Raw genomic sequence first — 14445 nt, forward strand, 5'->3', positions numbered from 1 at the left:
ATGAAGAAAACGATTAACAAAACAGCCGAGGCAACGGAGATGAAGTTGTTCGCTGGAGAAAAACTGCTTGTCATTCTCAGTCTTATTGGCTTTGCACTTGCCGCAGGCATCGCCCTGTACATCAGCTTGTATGGATCGGTCATTTTGCCGGAAGGTGACGTGGAGCGAGCGTTTTCGTTCAATGCTGCCATTGCGATGTTCATTTTGTCCATAGCGGCGATATTACCGATATCTGGACTAAGCTCCAGCAAACGAAAAAGTATTCGCTGGTTTTTCATACCGGCTACCTTGTATGCTTATGGGATCGAAACCATACAGCACTTTCGAGGTTTTAATCCTCGTTTTTCACGTGCAGGATCTATCATCGACAATGTAGCGGGCATTTTATTCGGTATCGATTCGCTGTTGATCATTGTAGTGACCGCACTGTTCGCCATCCCGTTCTTTCGCCGAAAACGCCCGCACGAACGACCGCTTGTTGTACTCGGTATCCGCTATGCGTTTGTTTCGACCATGGTTGCTTTCGCCGCAGGTCTGTGGATGATTGTGGAGCAAGGCCGCTATACAGGAGCGGCAGGTAATTTGATCGTCCTTCACGGTTTAGGATTTCATGCGTTGCAGGCATTACCATTCCTCGGGTGGCTGCTTGAGAGGGCACGTTCGGACGTGCAGCGTGCGAGACGCATGATCCATACCGGTAGCATCGTTTGGTCGATCTCAATACTTCTGGTTGGCCTGCAAACCGCCCTTGGACGCACCGTTTTTGAATGGACGCCACTGCCTCTCCTTGCCGGAGCCGCCTTGATCGTCTGGCTAGCCGCTTTTGTTATCGCCGGTCTTGAACTCTTAAGGTCGACGAAGGTGTCAGAAACACCGAATCCCCTTTAAAACTAATTTTGCCTGGAGAGGAGGACCTTCAATATGTATGAAAAATTGTTTGCCCTCGCTAGTATTGCTACGCCGTTCTGGTTGCTTATGATGCTGCTTCCATCATGGAGGGTCACACGGTTTCTGGCGAATTCGGCCATTTTTCCTATCTATCTTGCTGTACTGTACGCTGTCGGGATCGTCGCGGCGATCGGAAGCATGGGCTTTGGCTTTATGCAGGATTTCGGTTCGGTGGAAGGTGTCATCCGGCTGATGTCTAACCCGGACTTCGCCTTGCTCGTCTGGCTGCATATTCTCTGCTTCGATCAGGCGGTCGGCCATTACGTCTATCGGGATAATATGGAACATCGGTATGTTCCGCTTCCGGTGCAGTCAATCCTCTTATTTCTTATTCTTATGTTCGGTCCATTCGGGTTCTTGTGTTATCTTGCACTGCGAGCGATACGGAAACGGGCGAAAGTTAGGTAAATCATCATTGTAAAAAGACAAACAGGCTGCCGCGGCAGCCTGTTGCTTTTACAATCTATTTATCGGTTATCGATTTTTTCCGGATACAAATCATGGTTTAACAATCGATGCTCGGCCATCGCCTCGTACTTCGTTCCAGGCTTGCCGTAGTTGCAGTATGGATCAATGGAAATACCGCCACGTGGCGTGAATTTTCCCCAAACCTCGATGTAGCGCGGGTCCATCAGATCGATCAAATCATTCATAATGATATTCATGCAGTCTTCATGGAAATCTCCATGATTCCGGAAGCTGAACAAGTACAGCTTGAGCGATTTGCTCTCCACCATTTTAATGTTCGGGATGTAGGAGATGTAGAGTGTTGCAAAATCCGGCTGCCCTGTAATCGGACAAAGACTGGTAAATTCCGGAAAGTTGAACTTGACGAAATAATCGCGGTTCGGATGCTTGTTGTCGAATGCTTCCAACAACTTTGGATCATAGCTGAAAATGTACTTGGTTCCTTGATTGCCGAGCAACGTAATATCTTTCAAATCTTCACGGCTTCTGCCTGCTGACATGGGTATATCCCCTTTCTTTTCTGAACGAAAAGAAGACATTCAAACTAAAAAATACGAAAAAAACGACACCTGTGGTACGTTTTCCTTAGTTTTTTAACGAGGGAGTTTGCGAACCTCTCCTAGCAGCATGATTATGCTTCTAGATTTGTCTTCTTTAGTTTTCTCTTGAAACTGTATCATAATCGAGTGAAAAATGCACGCAAATGAATATTGGGAGTCTATGGCAGTATTTGCACGAACCCATTGGTTCCATCAACCCGGATATAAGCGCCGTCTTTAATCAGTTCCGTAGCTTTTTCAATTCCAACAACAGCTGGAATGCCATATTCACGGGCAATCACCGAACCGTGTGTCATCATGCCGCCGACTTCCGTAATGAGTCCAACTACCGAGGTAAATAGCGGAGTCCATCCGGGATCCGTATAGGGCGCGACTAGAATTTCTCCGGGATTCAGCTTGGCATCCTCCGGTTTGAGAACGACCCTCGCAATTCCTTCTATAACCCCCGCAGAAACCGGTGTCCCCAAGAGAGCTCCTTCCGGTGCTTGAACATCACGCAGTTTGCCGGTAATGATCTCTCCTTCACTGGTCATTACGCGGGGAGATTTCAGTTTGTGATATAGCTCATGCTGCTTTTCTCTTGCTTCCACGGTTTCTTGAATATTTACTGAATATCGGTTCTCTAACAATGCGATAAGTTCTTCCAGATTCAAATAAAATACATCCTCTTCACGCCTCAGTATACCTTTTCCGACAAGAATGCGCGCTTCTTCCATAATACCGCGTTTGTATATATCCAGAAGGATAACCAGCGTAAATTTGTGATGCTCTCGCATACCCATCAGATTACGATACTGCTTGACTAACCGGGAGATCCTGCCTTTCTCCATAGAACCAAACATCGAAACAATCTCTTTCGCCGCCAGTTCTGCCTCCATTTCACCTTGTTTGAATTTCTTCCTGTGTTCCCCAAAAGACGATGTCCGGATATTGCTGATTATGGAAGGTACAAGCTGTGTAGGTTCCTCTCTCCATCTCGGTTTCGTAATATCGATTTCACCGACACATCGCATGCCGTATTTTTTCAAGAAGCGTTCTATTTCACGTTTAAACTCGGCTCCGCCGGGAAGTTCAATCAGGTCTTCATAAAAACGGCTGTTCGTTGCTTTTTGTAAATAATCGATAACCTCAGGGTAATTTCTGATCTTATCGGCAAGGTCGCCTATCTCCTGACCGATTTCAGTTGTGACATTGCCAGGCAGGGATTTGTACAATTGGCTTAATAAGAAAGCAGCTCGCTCATCGCCAACCTTTTTCTTCAGCTTCTTCTCGAGAGATCCAGCCGCGAGAACTCCTGTGACGAGGTATACGGCAATCTTAGACAGCACGCTGGATATCATATTTCCCATGCCTTGCTGAATCAGGCGAATCCGGTCCGCCCCTGACGCGGCAAATATATCCTGCTCGTTTTCCTTCATAATATGCTCAATAAGGGCTTCTGCATTATTTTTAGCCTTTGTAGGGTCTTTCACTAACAAGTTGTTGACAACCTTCATAGCGGTTGGAAGGATGACCGGTGCCAATCTCTTAATAACCCGTAATATTTCCTTCTTCGGTAAGGAAGTATGACGAAATTCTTCACGCTTCGTTACTTCAGATAAAGCGGATGCCATTAATTCATCCATCCCTTTTAATACGGTAAGTATTCTGTTTCGAGCGGGTTCTACGGAAAGGACTCCTGTAAAATCGGCAAACGCCCTTCCGCCTGCATCGTGAAATATCTGTTGTTCCGAAGAAGCAGGGTCTTTCCTTATTATATTGAGAACGTTACTTACAAGCGATATGGCCAAAGGCTTCATCGGATCGGTCATCATTTGGATATAGCCAAAATTAATGTATACATGCAATTTATGATCTGTAACAGGCGGCACCGGATATAAGGATGTAATGGGCCGACTCTGCAGAACATAAAACTTCCCTTCGGCATATCCCCATTCAATGTCTTGCTCTGAACCATAATGGGCCTCGATTTTCTGACCTAATTTTTCCAGCTCGACAATTTTATCATCAGGTAAAGCCTGTATTTCTTGTTCGGCTAAAGGGAGATTCTTAGTAATAGTCCCTCCGGCAGGAACAGCATAGATTGCAATCTCCTTCTTCGAAATTTGTTTTTTAATGATTCTGCCTGACCTGACTTGGTACAAATCCGCAGTGACCAAGCCTGATACGAGGGCTTCACCCAATCCGAAGCTTGCATCTATGGAAACGGTTTTACGGTGACCCGTGATGGGATCTGCCGTAAACATAATTCCGGAAACTTCAGGGAAAACCATCTCTTGAACCACAACAGAAAGAAAAACGGTACGGTGCTCATATCCGTTTTTCGTACGATAGGAGATTCCACGGTCGGTGAACAATGAAGCCCAGCAATTTTGTACGGATTTGAGAAGCTGCTCCAGCCCACAGACATTCAAATACGTATCCTGCTGTCCTGCGAATGAGGCAGTCGGCAAGTCCTCGGCCGTTGCACTGGAGCGAACTGCATAAGCTTTTCTTGTAACTGATTGTTCCCATGCATTTGAAATAGCTGATTTAATATCGTCAGGCATAGAAATAGAGGTCAGATGCTCCCGAATCCGCTGTCCCCATATCCGAATTTGCTCCAAATCATCATGGCTGATCCGACCAAGCTGATCGAAAAACTCGTCCATCTCTGTACTTGTTTGTATAAACGTACGGTAAGCATAAGTCGACACACAGAATCCTTGAGGAACCGGTAAACCGGCTTTCGTCATTTCACCGAGATTTGCACCTTTTCCACCCACGTAAGGCAAATGGGATTTATCGATTTCATTGAAGTTCAGAACATATTTCTCCATAATCAATGATTCCTCCACAGGCAGAAATTTTTCAATATCCATCAAAAACAAGGGTCCAATCCTCATAACTTCATCTTTTACATGGATTAAGATCTCTTTTATTATAAATAAGGGATCGGATTGGGGCAGATCAGAAATACTTAGAATTTGACTGATTCAGAGCCAAATGGAACAGCAGGAGCTGTGAGGGCTGTACCTTAACGAACAAAGTCTATAATCAAGGAACTTCAAGACGCTGTTATTGTAATAATAGTATGTAAAATAAGCATAAAGACCAAAGGTCTATGAACAGCGAACATTGTTCGTTATTTATAGACTTTTGGTCGTTCGAAGGCTATTTTGTTGATTCCTTACATTATTGCGTCATTTGGTTCTCTATTTGCGACTCTTGTTCTTTACACACTATAATACCTCGTCACGCTTCCTCAGCCAACGATACAGCATAAAGCTCACAATCGAGCACAGAAGCGCACAACCCCCGATGAACACATACCCGGCTTGAAGCCCCTTGATCAACCCCTCATTCGGATGAGCGGCATCCGAGAACATGAGCTTGAATCCATCCGTGATGGCTCCTACCAGAAAATTGCCGATAACGCTGGCGATTCCCATCAAGGTAACGGTGAAGGTAATGGCCGTATCGCTTCCATTAGGGTAACGTTTGGCCAAAAAGGCCATGACGGTCGGATAAATCGGTGCGATACCGACTCCAGCGAGTGCAAAGAGGAATGCACCGGAAGGACCGACAGCAATAGCTGCCAGCGAACAAATGCCGGAAAACGCCGAAAGTACGATGAGTGATACCACGAAGCCTATTTTATCTGTAAGCGGACCTAGCACAAGTCTTGCCAGTGTAAAACAAAGGAAGAATAAAGAAAGCATGCCGGCTGCGGAAGTCATTTCCCATTGATAGGCTTTTTCCAGAAAATTGACGAGCCAGCTTCCGATGGATAGTTCGGATACGACGCCAAAGGACAGAATGACGACCATGAACCAGGCTACGGGATCACGGGCATAGGCTTTTAATGTAATTTGATGCTCTACAGCAACATCATCGCCTGGAAATCGGGTAACAAGGGCTGGTATCATGGGGAGTGCAGCTAACGACAGCATAAGCAGATACATCCCGCGCCAACCTAATTCAGTTCCAAAAAGGGCAGCACCCATTAAGCTGGATGCAATGACTGGTGCGACGATAGAGCTCAGACCATAAAAAAAGTGAGCTAAATTCATCATCATGCCTGTATTTCTAACAAAAATACGCGCCCCCAGTATGGCTAACGCGATCTCAAGCATGCCGTTGCCGATGTACATGAAAAAGTAAGAAGAAGCGAAGGAAAAAAAGTGCTGAGATAAGGCAATGAGAATGCCGGAAACAACCATGAAGCCGAAAGCGATCAAGCTCGTCAGCTTCAGGCCATATTTACGGGCCATTACCCCTGTGAAGCTGCATGCGAGCAAATAACCGAGAGAGTTTAGGGAGAGCAACGAGCCAATTTGCCATTCATCCAAGGCAAAATCGGTCTGTATGCGCGGAATGGCTGGCCCTTTAATATTTTCAGAAAAACCGAATATCAGAAATCCGGTAAAAACGATAACCAATAGCAGGTAGTAGTTCTTGCCTGATACGATAGATGAAGCTTGCTGATTTGCATTCACCTGAAAAGTCCTCCATTACAAGTTGTGACTTTCGCTTATTCAGCCGTAAGCCCGCTGATAAATGACTTGAATTCCCGCATCGCGTAGGACTGGTATTTAACTTTATGGCTGATGACGACTAACTCCCAAGGGATGGAGGGATCGGTTAGCTCTACCGTTGTGCAGTCCGGATTCACGATCTTGCTGCAAATCGCTTCCGGCATGATGGATATGCCCAAATTCGCGGCTACCATTTCTGCAAGCAAATCCCACTGTGAGCTTTCGTACACAACATCCGGATCGAAGCCGATGCTCCGACAAGCGCGTATGACGTGATTCCTGACCGCATAGCTGTTCGGGAACAAAATGAAAGGTTCGTTTCTCAGCTTCTGCAAGGGAACGGAAGGCTGCTGTGCCAGCGGATGCTCACGGTGCAGAACGAGCGCCAGCTTTTGATTCAAGAACGGAAGAATTTCAAATGCTTCAGCATCGACCGGTGACACGACGACTCCCATTTCCAGACTCCCGTCGAGGACTAGTCCTTCTACTTTTTTGGCGCCCTCCTCCACGATCTGAAAGTATATATTCGGGTACAGCTTCTGAAACTTCGCAATGACACGCGGGAAAAAGACAGAGCTAATGACGGGCGGCAGCCCGATTTTGATCGTGCCGGTTTTCAGGTTGGAAGCATCTTCTATCGCAGTATATAAGTTCTGAACAGATTGCATAATGATTTGAATTTGTTCAACCGCAGCGATCCCGGCGTCTGTCAGCTTCACATATTTGCCGGTTCGGTCGAATAAAGTGACGCCGAGCTCCTCCTCGAGGCCTTTGACCATTTTACTTAAAGTAGGTTGGGTTAGATGCAGGTTTTCTGCGGCTTTCGTAAAATTTTGCTGCTTAGCGATTTCCAGCAGATACGATAATTGCCTTAAATCCATCAGGGATCAACTCCGACCCATAGATAATTTGCATGGTAATGATTCTATCTATGAATTTTACCTCTGGTCAGGGTCGATGTAAACTGAATACTAAGAACGAATGTAAGCGTTTTATATTTATCGACAAAGAGGAGCAGTGAACAGATGGTGTTCATTCAAGTTGTGGCGATTCTTTTGGCTTTAGGATTGCTCATGTTTTTTGCTTACAGGGGTTACCCGGTCATTGTGTTTGCCCCGATTTTTACCCTGCTAGCCGTATTGATTTCAGGCTTGGCCCTGATGCCAAGCTACACGGAAACGTACATGGTGAATGCAGCTAACTATGTAAAAACCTATTTCCCCATCTTCCTGCTAGGGGCCATATTCGGTAAGGTCATGGAACTTAACGGGGCCGCGTCCTCAATTGCTCAGACGATTGTCAAAGGCTTGGGCTCCAAACGTGCTATTTTGTCTGTCATTTTGGCTTGCGGCGTGCTTACTTACGGTGGCGTTTCGCTGTTCGTAGTTGCGTTTGCCGTCTACCCTTTTGCCAGCGCCATTTTCCGTGAAGCGAACGTGCCGAAACGATTAATCCCCGGAACGATTGCGCTCGGTGCTTTTACCTTTACTATGGATGCGCTTCCAGGAACGCCGCAGGTGCAGAACATAATTCCTACTCCGTATTTCGGAACAGATGCATACGCAGCGCCGGTGGTAGGTATTATTGGTGGCGTACTCGTGTTTGCGGCAGGCCTCTATTGGCTGGAACGCCGCCGCAAGCAGGCCGAACTGGCCGGAGAAGGCTACGGCACAGGGCATAAGAACGAGCCGGAAGTGCTGACGGATCAAAAGTATCCGAACATCTGGCTGGCCATCGTTCCTCTGCTGCTTGTGCTGGTGTTCAACTACTTGCTTAGCCGTGGCTTCCTGACCGTAAACAATTGGTACAGTGCAGAGCTGCTGAAAACTTTTAACATTGCCAATGTCAAAACCGTTTCATCGACCTGGGCCTTGATTATCGCGCTTGTTATCGGTATTCTGGCTGCGATTTGCATTAATGTTCGCCGTGTTCATAACCAGCTGGCGGCCGGCTTGACCGCTGCAGCAATGGGTGCTTTGCTGGCGATTTTCAATACCGCATCCGAGGTTGGTTTCGGGAATGTCGTGAAAACGCTGCCAGGTTTCAAATTGATCCAGAACTGGATTTTGGGATTAAGCTCTCATCCCCTAATATCCGAGGCTATTTCCGTTAATATTCTTGCCGGCGTTACAGGCTCAGCTTCAGGCGGGTTATCCATTGCGCTTGAAGTGATGGGCAAGCAATATCTGGCATCAGCGCAAGCGGCTGGCATCAGCCCCGAATTACTGCATCGGATTGCGTCCATGGCATCCGGCGGTATGGATACACTGCCTCATAACGGAGCGGTCATTACGCTGTTAGCCATCACAGGCTTGACGCACAGGCAATCGTACAAAGATATTTTCGCGATTACCGTAATTAAGACGTTGGCGGTATTTTTACTTGCTGTAGTGCTCTCGTTATTTTAATAAGTTTAGGAAGGGGCAATTGCTATGACAATGTTTTTGGATAAAAGAGTCGCCTTGGTGACGGGAGCGGCAAGCGGCATCGGTCTGGAAATCGCCCGTAATTTTGCACGGGAAGGCGCTTCGGTCGTCATTTCCGATGTTCGCGGAGAGCAGGCGGAGTCGGCGGCGGAGCAATTAAAGCAGGATGGTTATAACGCGATGGGCATTCGCTGCGATGTGACGCAAGAGGAGCAGGTGGCCGGAGCGATTGCGAAGGCCCGGCAAACGAATGGAAGGCTCGATATTTTGGTCAATAATGCCGGCTTGCAGCATGTGGCTCCGATTGAGGATTTCCCCGTGGAGAAATTTGAATTCATGCTCAAGGTGATGGTGACCGGCGCATTTATCGGCATTAAACATGCCTTCCCGATCATGAAGCGCCAAGGCTTTGGCCGCATTATTAATATGGCTTCGATCAACGGTGTGATCGGTTTTGCCGGAAAAGCCGCCTACAACAGCGCCAAGCATGGCCTGATCGGGTTGACCAAGGTTGCCGCTCTGGAAGGTGCTGCCCACGGCATTACCGTGAATGCGCTTTGCCCGGGTTATGTAGATACACCTCTTGTAAGAGGACAGCTGGAGGATTTGGCGAAAACGCGGAACGTCCCGCTTGAAAGCGTGCTGGAAGAAGTCATCTACCCGCTAGTGCCGCAAAAACGGTTGCTCTCGGTGGAAGAGATCGCGGACTTTGCGATGCTGATCGCCAGCGACAAGCTGCGAGGCGTAACGGGAGCTTCTTTGTTAATTGATGGCGGATACACGGCGCAATAATGAGTTTTTTTGGGATAGAGAGAGGATCAGTATGAGTATAAAAGTTCGCTTTCAGAACCGATTTCGAAGATGAGCGACCGCGTTTTGAGGCAGGTTTATTCGCCAATCAGACTGTCGTCTGATGTGGGCAAAGTGGACTTTTTAAACAACCTTATTTGGAGGAGAGGAGAATGGGGTATGAACAAGCTGGTTTCATCTATGAGGGAAGCCATACGGGATATTCACGACGGCGCTACTCTTATTGTTGGAGGCTTCGGGCTCTGCGGGATTCCGGAGCATTTGATAGCGGTGCTGAAAGAACAGGGAACAAGAGAGTTGACGGTGGTTAGCAACAACTGCGGTGTCGATGATTGGGGACTGGGGCTGCTGCTGGCCAACAAACAAATTAAGAAAATGATTTCGTCTTACGTTGGAGAGAACAAAACGTTCGAAAAACAGTTCCTGAGCGGCGAGCTGGAAGTCGAGCTTGTTCCGCAAGGGACACTAGCCGAGCGCATTCGCGCCGGCGGTGCTGGGATTCCGGGCTTCTACACAGCCACCGGTGTCGGCACGCTAGTCGCGGAGGGCAAAGAGCACCAGACGTTCGATGGACGAACTTATATATTGGAACGTGGCATTGTCGGCGATTTTGCCTTAGTCAAAGCCTGGAAAGCGGATACGATGGGCAACCTCGTCTTCCGCAAAACTTCAAGGAACTTTAACCCGTTAGCCGCAACGGCCGGGAAAGTGACGATTGTGGAGGCGGAGGAAATCGTTGAAGCAGGCGGGCTGAATCCGGATGAAATCCATTTGCCGGGTATTTACGTACAGCGCGTCGTACATGGCGGAGCTTACGAGAAGCGGATCGAGCGCCGAACAGTGACGGCTAAGGAGGCAGGATCCAGATGAGTGATGAGCGCAGCACAATTGTTAGGCGGGCCGTGCAGGAAATTAAGGACGGCATGTACGTCAATCTGGGAATCGGCATGCCGACGCTGGTCGCAAATGTTATACCCAAAGACATGACGGTCATGCTGCAGTCTGAGAACGGACTTCTTGGCATAGGTCCTTATCCGTTCGAAGGCGAGGAAGATCCGGATTTGATCAACGCAGGCAAAGAAACGGTTACAGCGGTTAGCGGCGCGTCGTTTTTTGATAGCGCTGAATCTTTTGCGATGATTCGAGGCGGACATATCGACCTTGCCATTCTTGGCGGGATGGAGGTTGCTGAGAATGGAGATCTCGCGAACTGGATGATTCCCGGAAAAATGGTTAAAGGCATGGGCGGCGCCATGGATCTGGTCAGCGGTGCCAAACGGATCGTGGTCATTATGGAGCACGTGAATAAACAAGGCGAATCCAAGGTGAAAAAGAGCTGCACGCTTCCTCTCACGGGGAAATCGGTAGTGAACCGGCTGATTACGGATTTGGCTGTTTTTGATTTTACGGATCGGGGCATGGAGCTTGCCGAGCTGCAGCCTGGGGTAACGATAGACGAGGTTCGGGCGAAAACGGAGGCTGAGTTTCTATGGAGTGCCGAAAAGCAGAGAGAGGAGTAAATTATGAATCAGGAAGTCGTAATTGTAAGCGCCGTTCGTACGGCGATTGGTAGTTTTCAAGGTGCTTTATCGGATATATCCGCGCCGGAGCTGGGCAGTATCGTGATCCGAGAAGCGCTAAGCAGGGCCGGAGGACTCGAGGATACGCAAGTAGATGAAGTGATCATGGGCAATGTCCTCCAAGCCGGACTCGGTCAAAATCCGGCCCGGCAGGCTTGGTTGAAGGCCGGATTCTCGGCATCCGTTCCCGCAATGACGATTAATAAAGTGTGCGGATCCGGTCTTAAATCCGTCATGCTCGCCGCACAGGCCGTTAGACTCGGCGATGCGGACATCGTCGTCGCAGGCGGCATGGAGAACATGAGCCAGGCGCCGTACCTGCTGCCCGGCGCCCGCAGCGGGTTGCGCATGGGCGATGCGGCCATGGTCGACTCCATGATCCGCGACGGTTTATGGTGCGCCATGTGCGACATTCACATGGGCATCACCGCCGAAAACATCGCAGAGCGCTATGCGCTCACCCGCGAAGAGCAGGACGCTTTCGCTGCCTGGAGCCAGCAGAAAGCAGAGCAAGCTCTTACCACGGGACGCTTCGCGGACGAAATCGTCCCGGTCATGATCCCGCAGCGCAAGGGCGAACCGGTCCGCTTCGCGACCGATGAGTTCCCGCGCGCTGGCACAACCGCGGACACGCTGGCGAAGCTTCGCCCAGCTTTCCTCAAAGACGGCACCGTGACGGCGGGCAACGCCTCGGGCATTAACGACGGCGCCGCTGCGCTCGTCGTCATGTCTGCGGCTAAGGCGAGCGCGCTGGGGCTGAAGCCGCTCGCCCGTATCAAGGGCTACGCGCATTCTGCGCTGGACCCATCGGTGATGGGTCTGGGCCCCGTCGAATCGACGCTGCGGATACTCCGGAAGACGGGAGTATCCATCCACGATATCGACTTGTTCGAGCTGAACGAGGCCTTTGCTGCGCAGTCCCTCGCTGTGAGCCGCGATCTGGGCGCTGCCCGGGATCGCATCAACGTCAACGGCGGCGCGATCGCCCTCGGCCATCCGATTGGCGCCAGCGGCGCTCGCGTGATCGTCACGCTGCTCCACGAGCTGGAGAAGCGTAACAGCAAGCTTGGTCTGGCCGCACTGTGCATCGGCGGCGGCCAAGGCGTCGCCATACTGGTGGAAAGAGCATAGCGCATTTCGCTATATTATTTTTGGAAAAAGATCGTTTGAAACCCGTTCAGGGGATTCGAACGATCTTTTTTATTTATTTGGGGGAACTAAATTGCGTGCTAGAGATCCTCACTGATGAAAAGTATTCATCATTATAAGTTATGAATTGGTTTGGAGGCCAATGTAGCCGGTTCAGATATAAAATGTGCATGTTATTTGTAGGTTATGCCCATTAGCCGGCAGTCGTCCTGTAAAACATGCAGGTTATTCGAGCAATATAGCTTGAAATCGGGGTGAAATGAGGAAATGACATGCAGGAAATGCAGGTGGTGGGCTAAAAATGGGGGGCGGCGGAAACACATGTAGGAAATACAGGTTGTGAATTGGAAAATAGCGATGCTCAGAAGTCGATTGCTTAGGTGCCAGGCGGGCATCCGGGAGTTTTTAGCCCATTTCGCTGCCACACCTGCTGCCGAAATAACGCCATGCGGATTTAAAAATTAGGCTCTGTTAAACTTTTTTGTTGATTTTCTTTATTTAAGTAACGGGCCTTAAAAAAGAGCGGAACTGCGAATGTTCAGTAATCACAGAAACAACGATTCTGTATGAAATTTCATAGAAAATCGGGCTCTTCGCTTCAATTTAATGCTTTTGTGTATGATTTTTCGTGTATAACTATGGAAATTACCGTTTGAAGGATAAATCTGTATGATTTTTCGAGTACATATATGGGGTAACGATAGTTTCGAATTGATCGCTAATCATTTGAGTGGTTTATCTCATGGTTAGAAATCAACAATGAAGAATAACAAAGCCAAAAATTAAATAATCGCTTATAAATTGTTTTATACTTTTTTTAGATTTAGTTTAGAGTCCATTTAGATATATCAACTATAGTTAATTGGGGAAGCGTTCTCGCTACGATATTTGTAATTTCGAACTTCAGACCGAAAAGGATGATGTCCATGAAGTTATCTAAAAGCAGGTGGCTCTTAATCATTGTTTCTCTTGGAGTTATAATTCCATTTATGGCTCCTTATTTAACATTCGATCCATCTATGAGCCGTGTGCCGATTACCTCGACCTCGATCCAATATCCTGTACTTGTAGGCCATATCCTTTTTGCTTTTATTGCTTTGGTATCAGGATTTTTTCAATTTATTGATCGCATTCGAATCCATAAACCTATTATTCACCGATATCTTGGAAGGATTTATGTATGCAGTGTTTTTATTAGCGGGTTGCTTGCTTTGGTCGTTATTTTCTATATTGAAGACTTCTCAAAAGCCATTTCCTTTCTTGCATTATCTCTAATATGGCTGTTTACGACCTGGAAAGGGTATCGTACTGCAGTTAGAAAAAGGTTTGACGAGCATAAGAAATGGATGATTCGAAGTTTTGGAATGACATTGGTGGCGGTAAGCGGAAGAGTATTGGTTCCGGTTTTACTTTTTGCCTACTACACATTAAATGTATTTTCCCTTCCAGGAGGGAGAGAAAAGATGATTGAAGAAGTTCTGAATGTTAACATTTGGGCGGGTATAATTCTTAATTTCATTATTATTGAGTGGATGATTCTTAAATCAAGTAAAACTCAAAAATGATAAACTTAACGTCAAATCCAATTTATTTTTAGTGTGGAAAGCGGCAAAACTTTTATGGCAACCCATTGGGGTTGCCTTTTTTCTTCCGAAAAAATTACTATTCAAAGGTTCATTGTGTCAATAAACATGACATAAAATCGCTTTCATGAAGTGCTCTATTGGACCTAATGTTCGTTTTTTCCATGATATGGTTGCATATTCTCCCAAAAAAACGAACAAAAATTTTATAAAACTTATTAAAGTTCGGTTAATTGACCGCACATTGTTGAGATAGCTAAGCAATATCACAAATTTTTGTTGAAAAATACAAGTTCCTGAGTTACATTATTAATAAATATTCGTATGTTAGATAATTTAACGTTATTGATCTGAACGAGCAACTTGATTTAAGGTTTTAGGTTTTAACTTGACACATCATGTTA

At 47.3% G+C, this 14445-nt stretch carries 12 protein-coding genes and 1 riboswitch; of the genes, 8 read left to right on the forward strand and 4 right to left on the reverse strand.

Annotated elements, in window-relative coordinates; genetic code table 11:
* Entirely contained in the window at nt 1-888 is an 888-nt protein-coding gene (locus tag ICC18_RS07620) for a hypothetical protein (RefSeq protein ID WP_188173759.1), read from the forward strand.
* A gap of 33 nt (nt 889-921) precedes the next feature.
* Nucleotides 922-1356, forward strand: a complete 435-nt coding sequence (locus ICC18_RS07625; RefSeq protein ID WP_188173760.1) for an ABA4-like family protein — start codon at nt 922-924, stop codon at nt 1354-1356.
* A 59-nt stretch (nt 1357-1415) separates the two neighbouring features.
* Here the strand turns inward: ICC18_RS07625 and queF are convergent, their stop codons facing one another.
* From queF to ICC18_RS07645, 4 genes are all read right to left on the reverse strand, one after another.
* Entirely contained in the window at nt 1416-1916 is a 501-nt protein-coding gene (queF, locus tag ICC18_RS07630) for a preQ(1) synthase (RefSeq protein ID WP_188173761.1), read from the reverse strand.
* A 79-nt stretch (nt 1917-1995) separates the two neighbouring features.
* Nucleotides 1996-2039: riboswitch (PreQ1 riboswitch) on the reverse strand.
* Between the two features lie 95 nt (nt 2040-2134).
* Complete coding sequence (locus ICC18_RS07635) at nt 2135-4795, reverse strand: phosphoenolpyruvate synthase (RefSeq protein WP_188173762.1); 2661 nt, start codon at nt 4793-4795, stop codon at nt 2135-2137.
* 402 nt (nt 4796-5197) lie between these two features.
* Entirely contained in the window at nt 5198-6454 is a 1257-nt protein-coding gene (locus tag ICC18_RS07640; RefSeq protein ID WP_376745611.1) for an MFS transporter, read from the reverse strand.
* A gap of 35 nt (nt 6455-6489) precedes the next feature.
* Nucleotides 6490-7374, reverse strand: coding sequence for a LysR family transcriptional regulator (locus tag ICC18_RS07645; RefSeq protein WP_188173763.1), 885 nt, complete (start codon nt 7372-7374; stop codon nt 6490-6492).
* Between the two features lie 144 nt (nt 7375-7518).
* On the opposite strand from ICC18_RS07645, the gene ICC18_RS07650 reads away from it, so the two are divergent.
* The 6 genes from ICC18_RS07650 (at nt 7519) to ICC18_RS07675 (ending at nt 14023) form a co-directional block, all read left to right on the forward strand.
* Nucleotides 7519-8901 carry a GntP family permease gene (locus tag ICC18_RS07650; RefSeq protein ID WP_223192383.1) on the forward strand — a complete coding sequence of 461 codons (1383 nt, stop codon included), beginning with the start codon at nt 7519-7521 and terminating at the stop codon, nt 8899-8901.
* Between the two features lie 24 nt (nt 8902-8925).
* Nucleotides 8926-9711 carry a 3-hydroxybutyrate dehydrogenase gene (locus ICC18_RS07655; protein WP_188173764.1) on the forward strand — a complete coding sequence of 262 codons (786 nt, stop codon included), beginning with the start codon at nt 8926-8928 and terminating at the stop codon, nt 9709-9711.
* Nucleotides 9712-9888: 177 nt separating this feature from the next.
* A complete protein-coding gene (locus tag ICC18_RS07660) occupies nt 9889-10599 on the forward strand; it encodes a CoA transferase subunit A (protein ID WP_188173765.1) in 711 nt (236 codons plus the stop codon).
* The gene (locus ICC18_RS07665; RefSeq protein ID WP_188173766.1) at nt 10596-11249 is read left to right on the forward strand and encodes a CoA transferase subunit B; all 654 of its coding nucleotides are present in this window, start codon (nt 10596-10598) and stop codon (nt 11247-11249) included. Before ICC18_RS07660 ends, ICC18_RS07665 begins: the two co-directional genes overlap by 4 nt.
* 3 nt (nt 11250-11252) lie before the next feature.
* A complete protein-coding gene (locus ICC18_RS07670) occupies nt 11253-12440 on the forward strand; it encodes an acetyl-CoA C-acetyltransferase (RefSeq protein ID WP_188173767.1) in 1188 nt (395 codons plus the stop codon).
* A gap of 944 nt (nt 12441-13384) precedes the next feature.
* Nucleotides 13385-14023 carry a DUF2306 domain-containing protein gene (locus ICC18_RS07675; protein ID WP_188173768.1) on the forward strand — a complete coding sequence of 213 codons (639 nt, stop codon included), beginning with the start codon at nt 13385-13387 and terminating at the stop codon, nt 14021-14023.
* The last annotated feature ends 422 nt before the right edge of the window (nt 14024-14445 follow it).

This window comes from Paenibacillus sedimenti (genome assembly GCF_014534655.1).
Lineage (GTDB): Bacteria > Bacillota > Bacilli > Paenibacillales > NBRC-103111 > Paenibacillus_E > Paenibacillus_E sedimenti.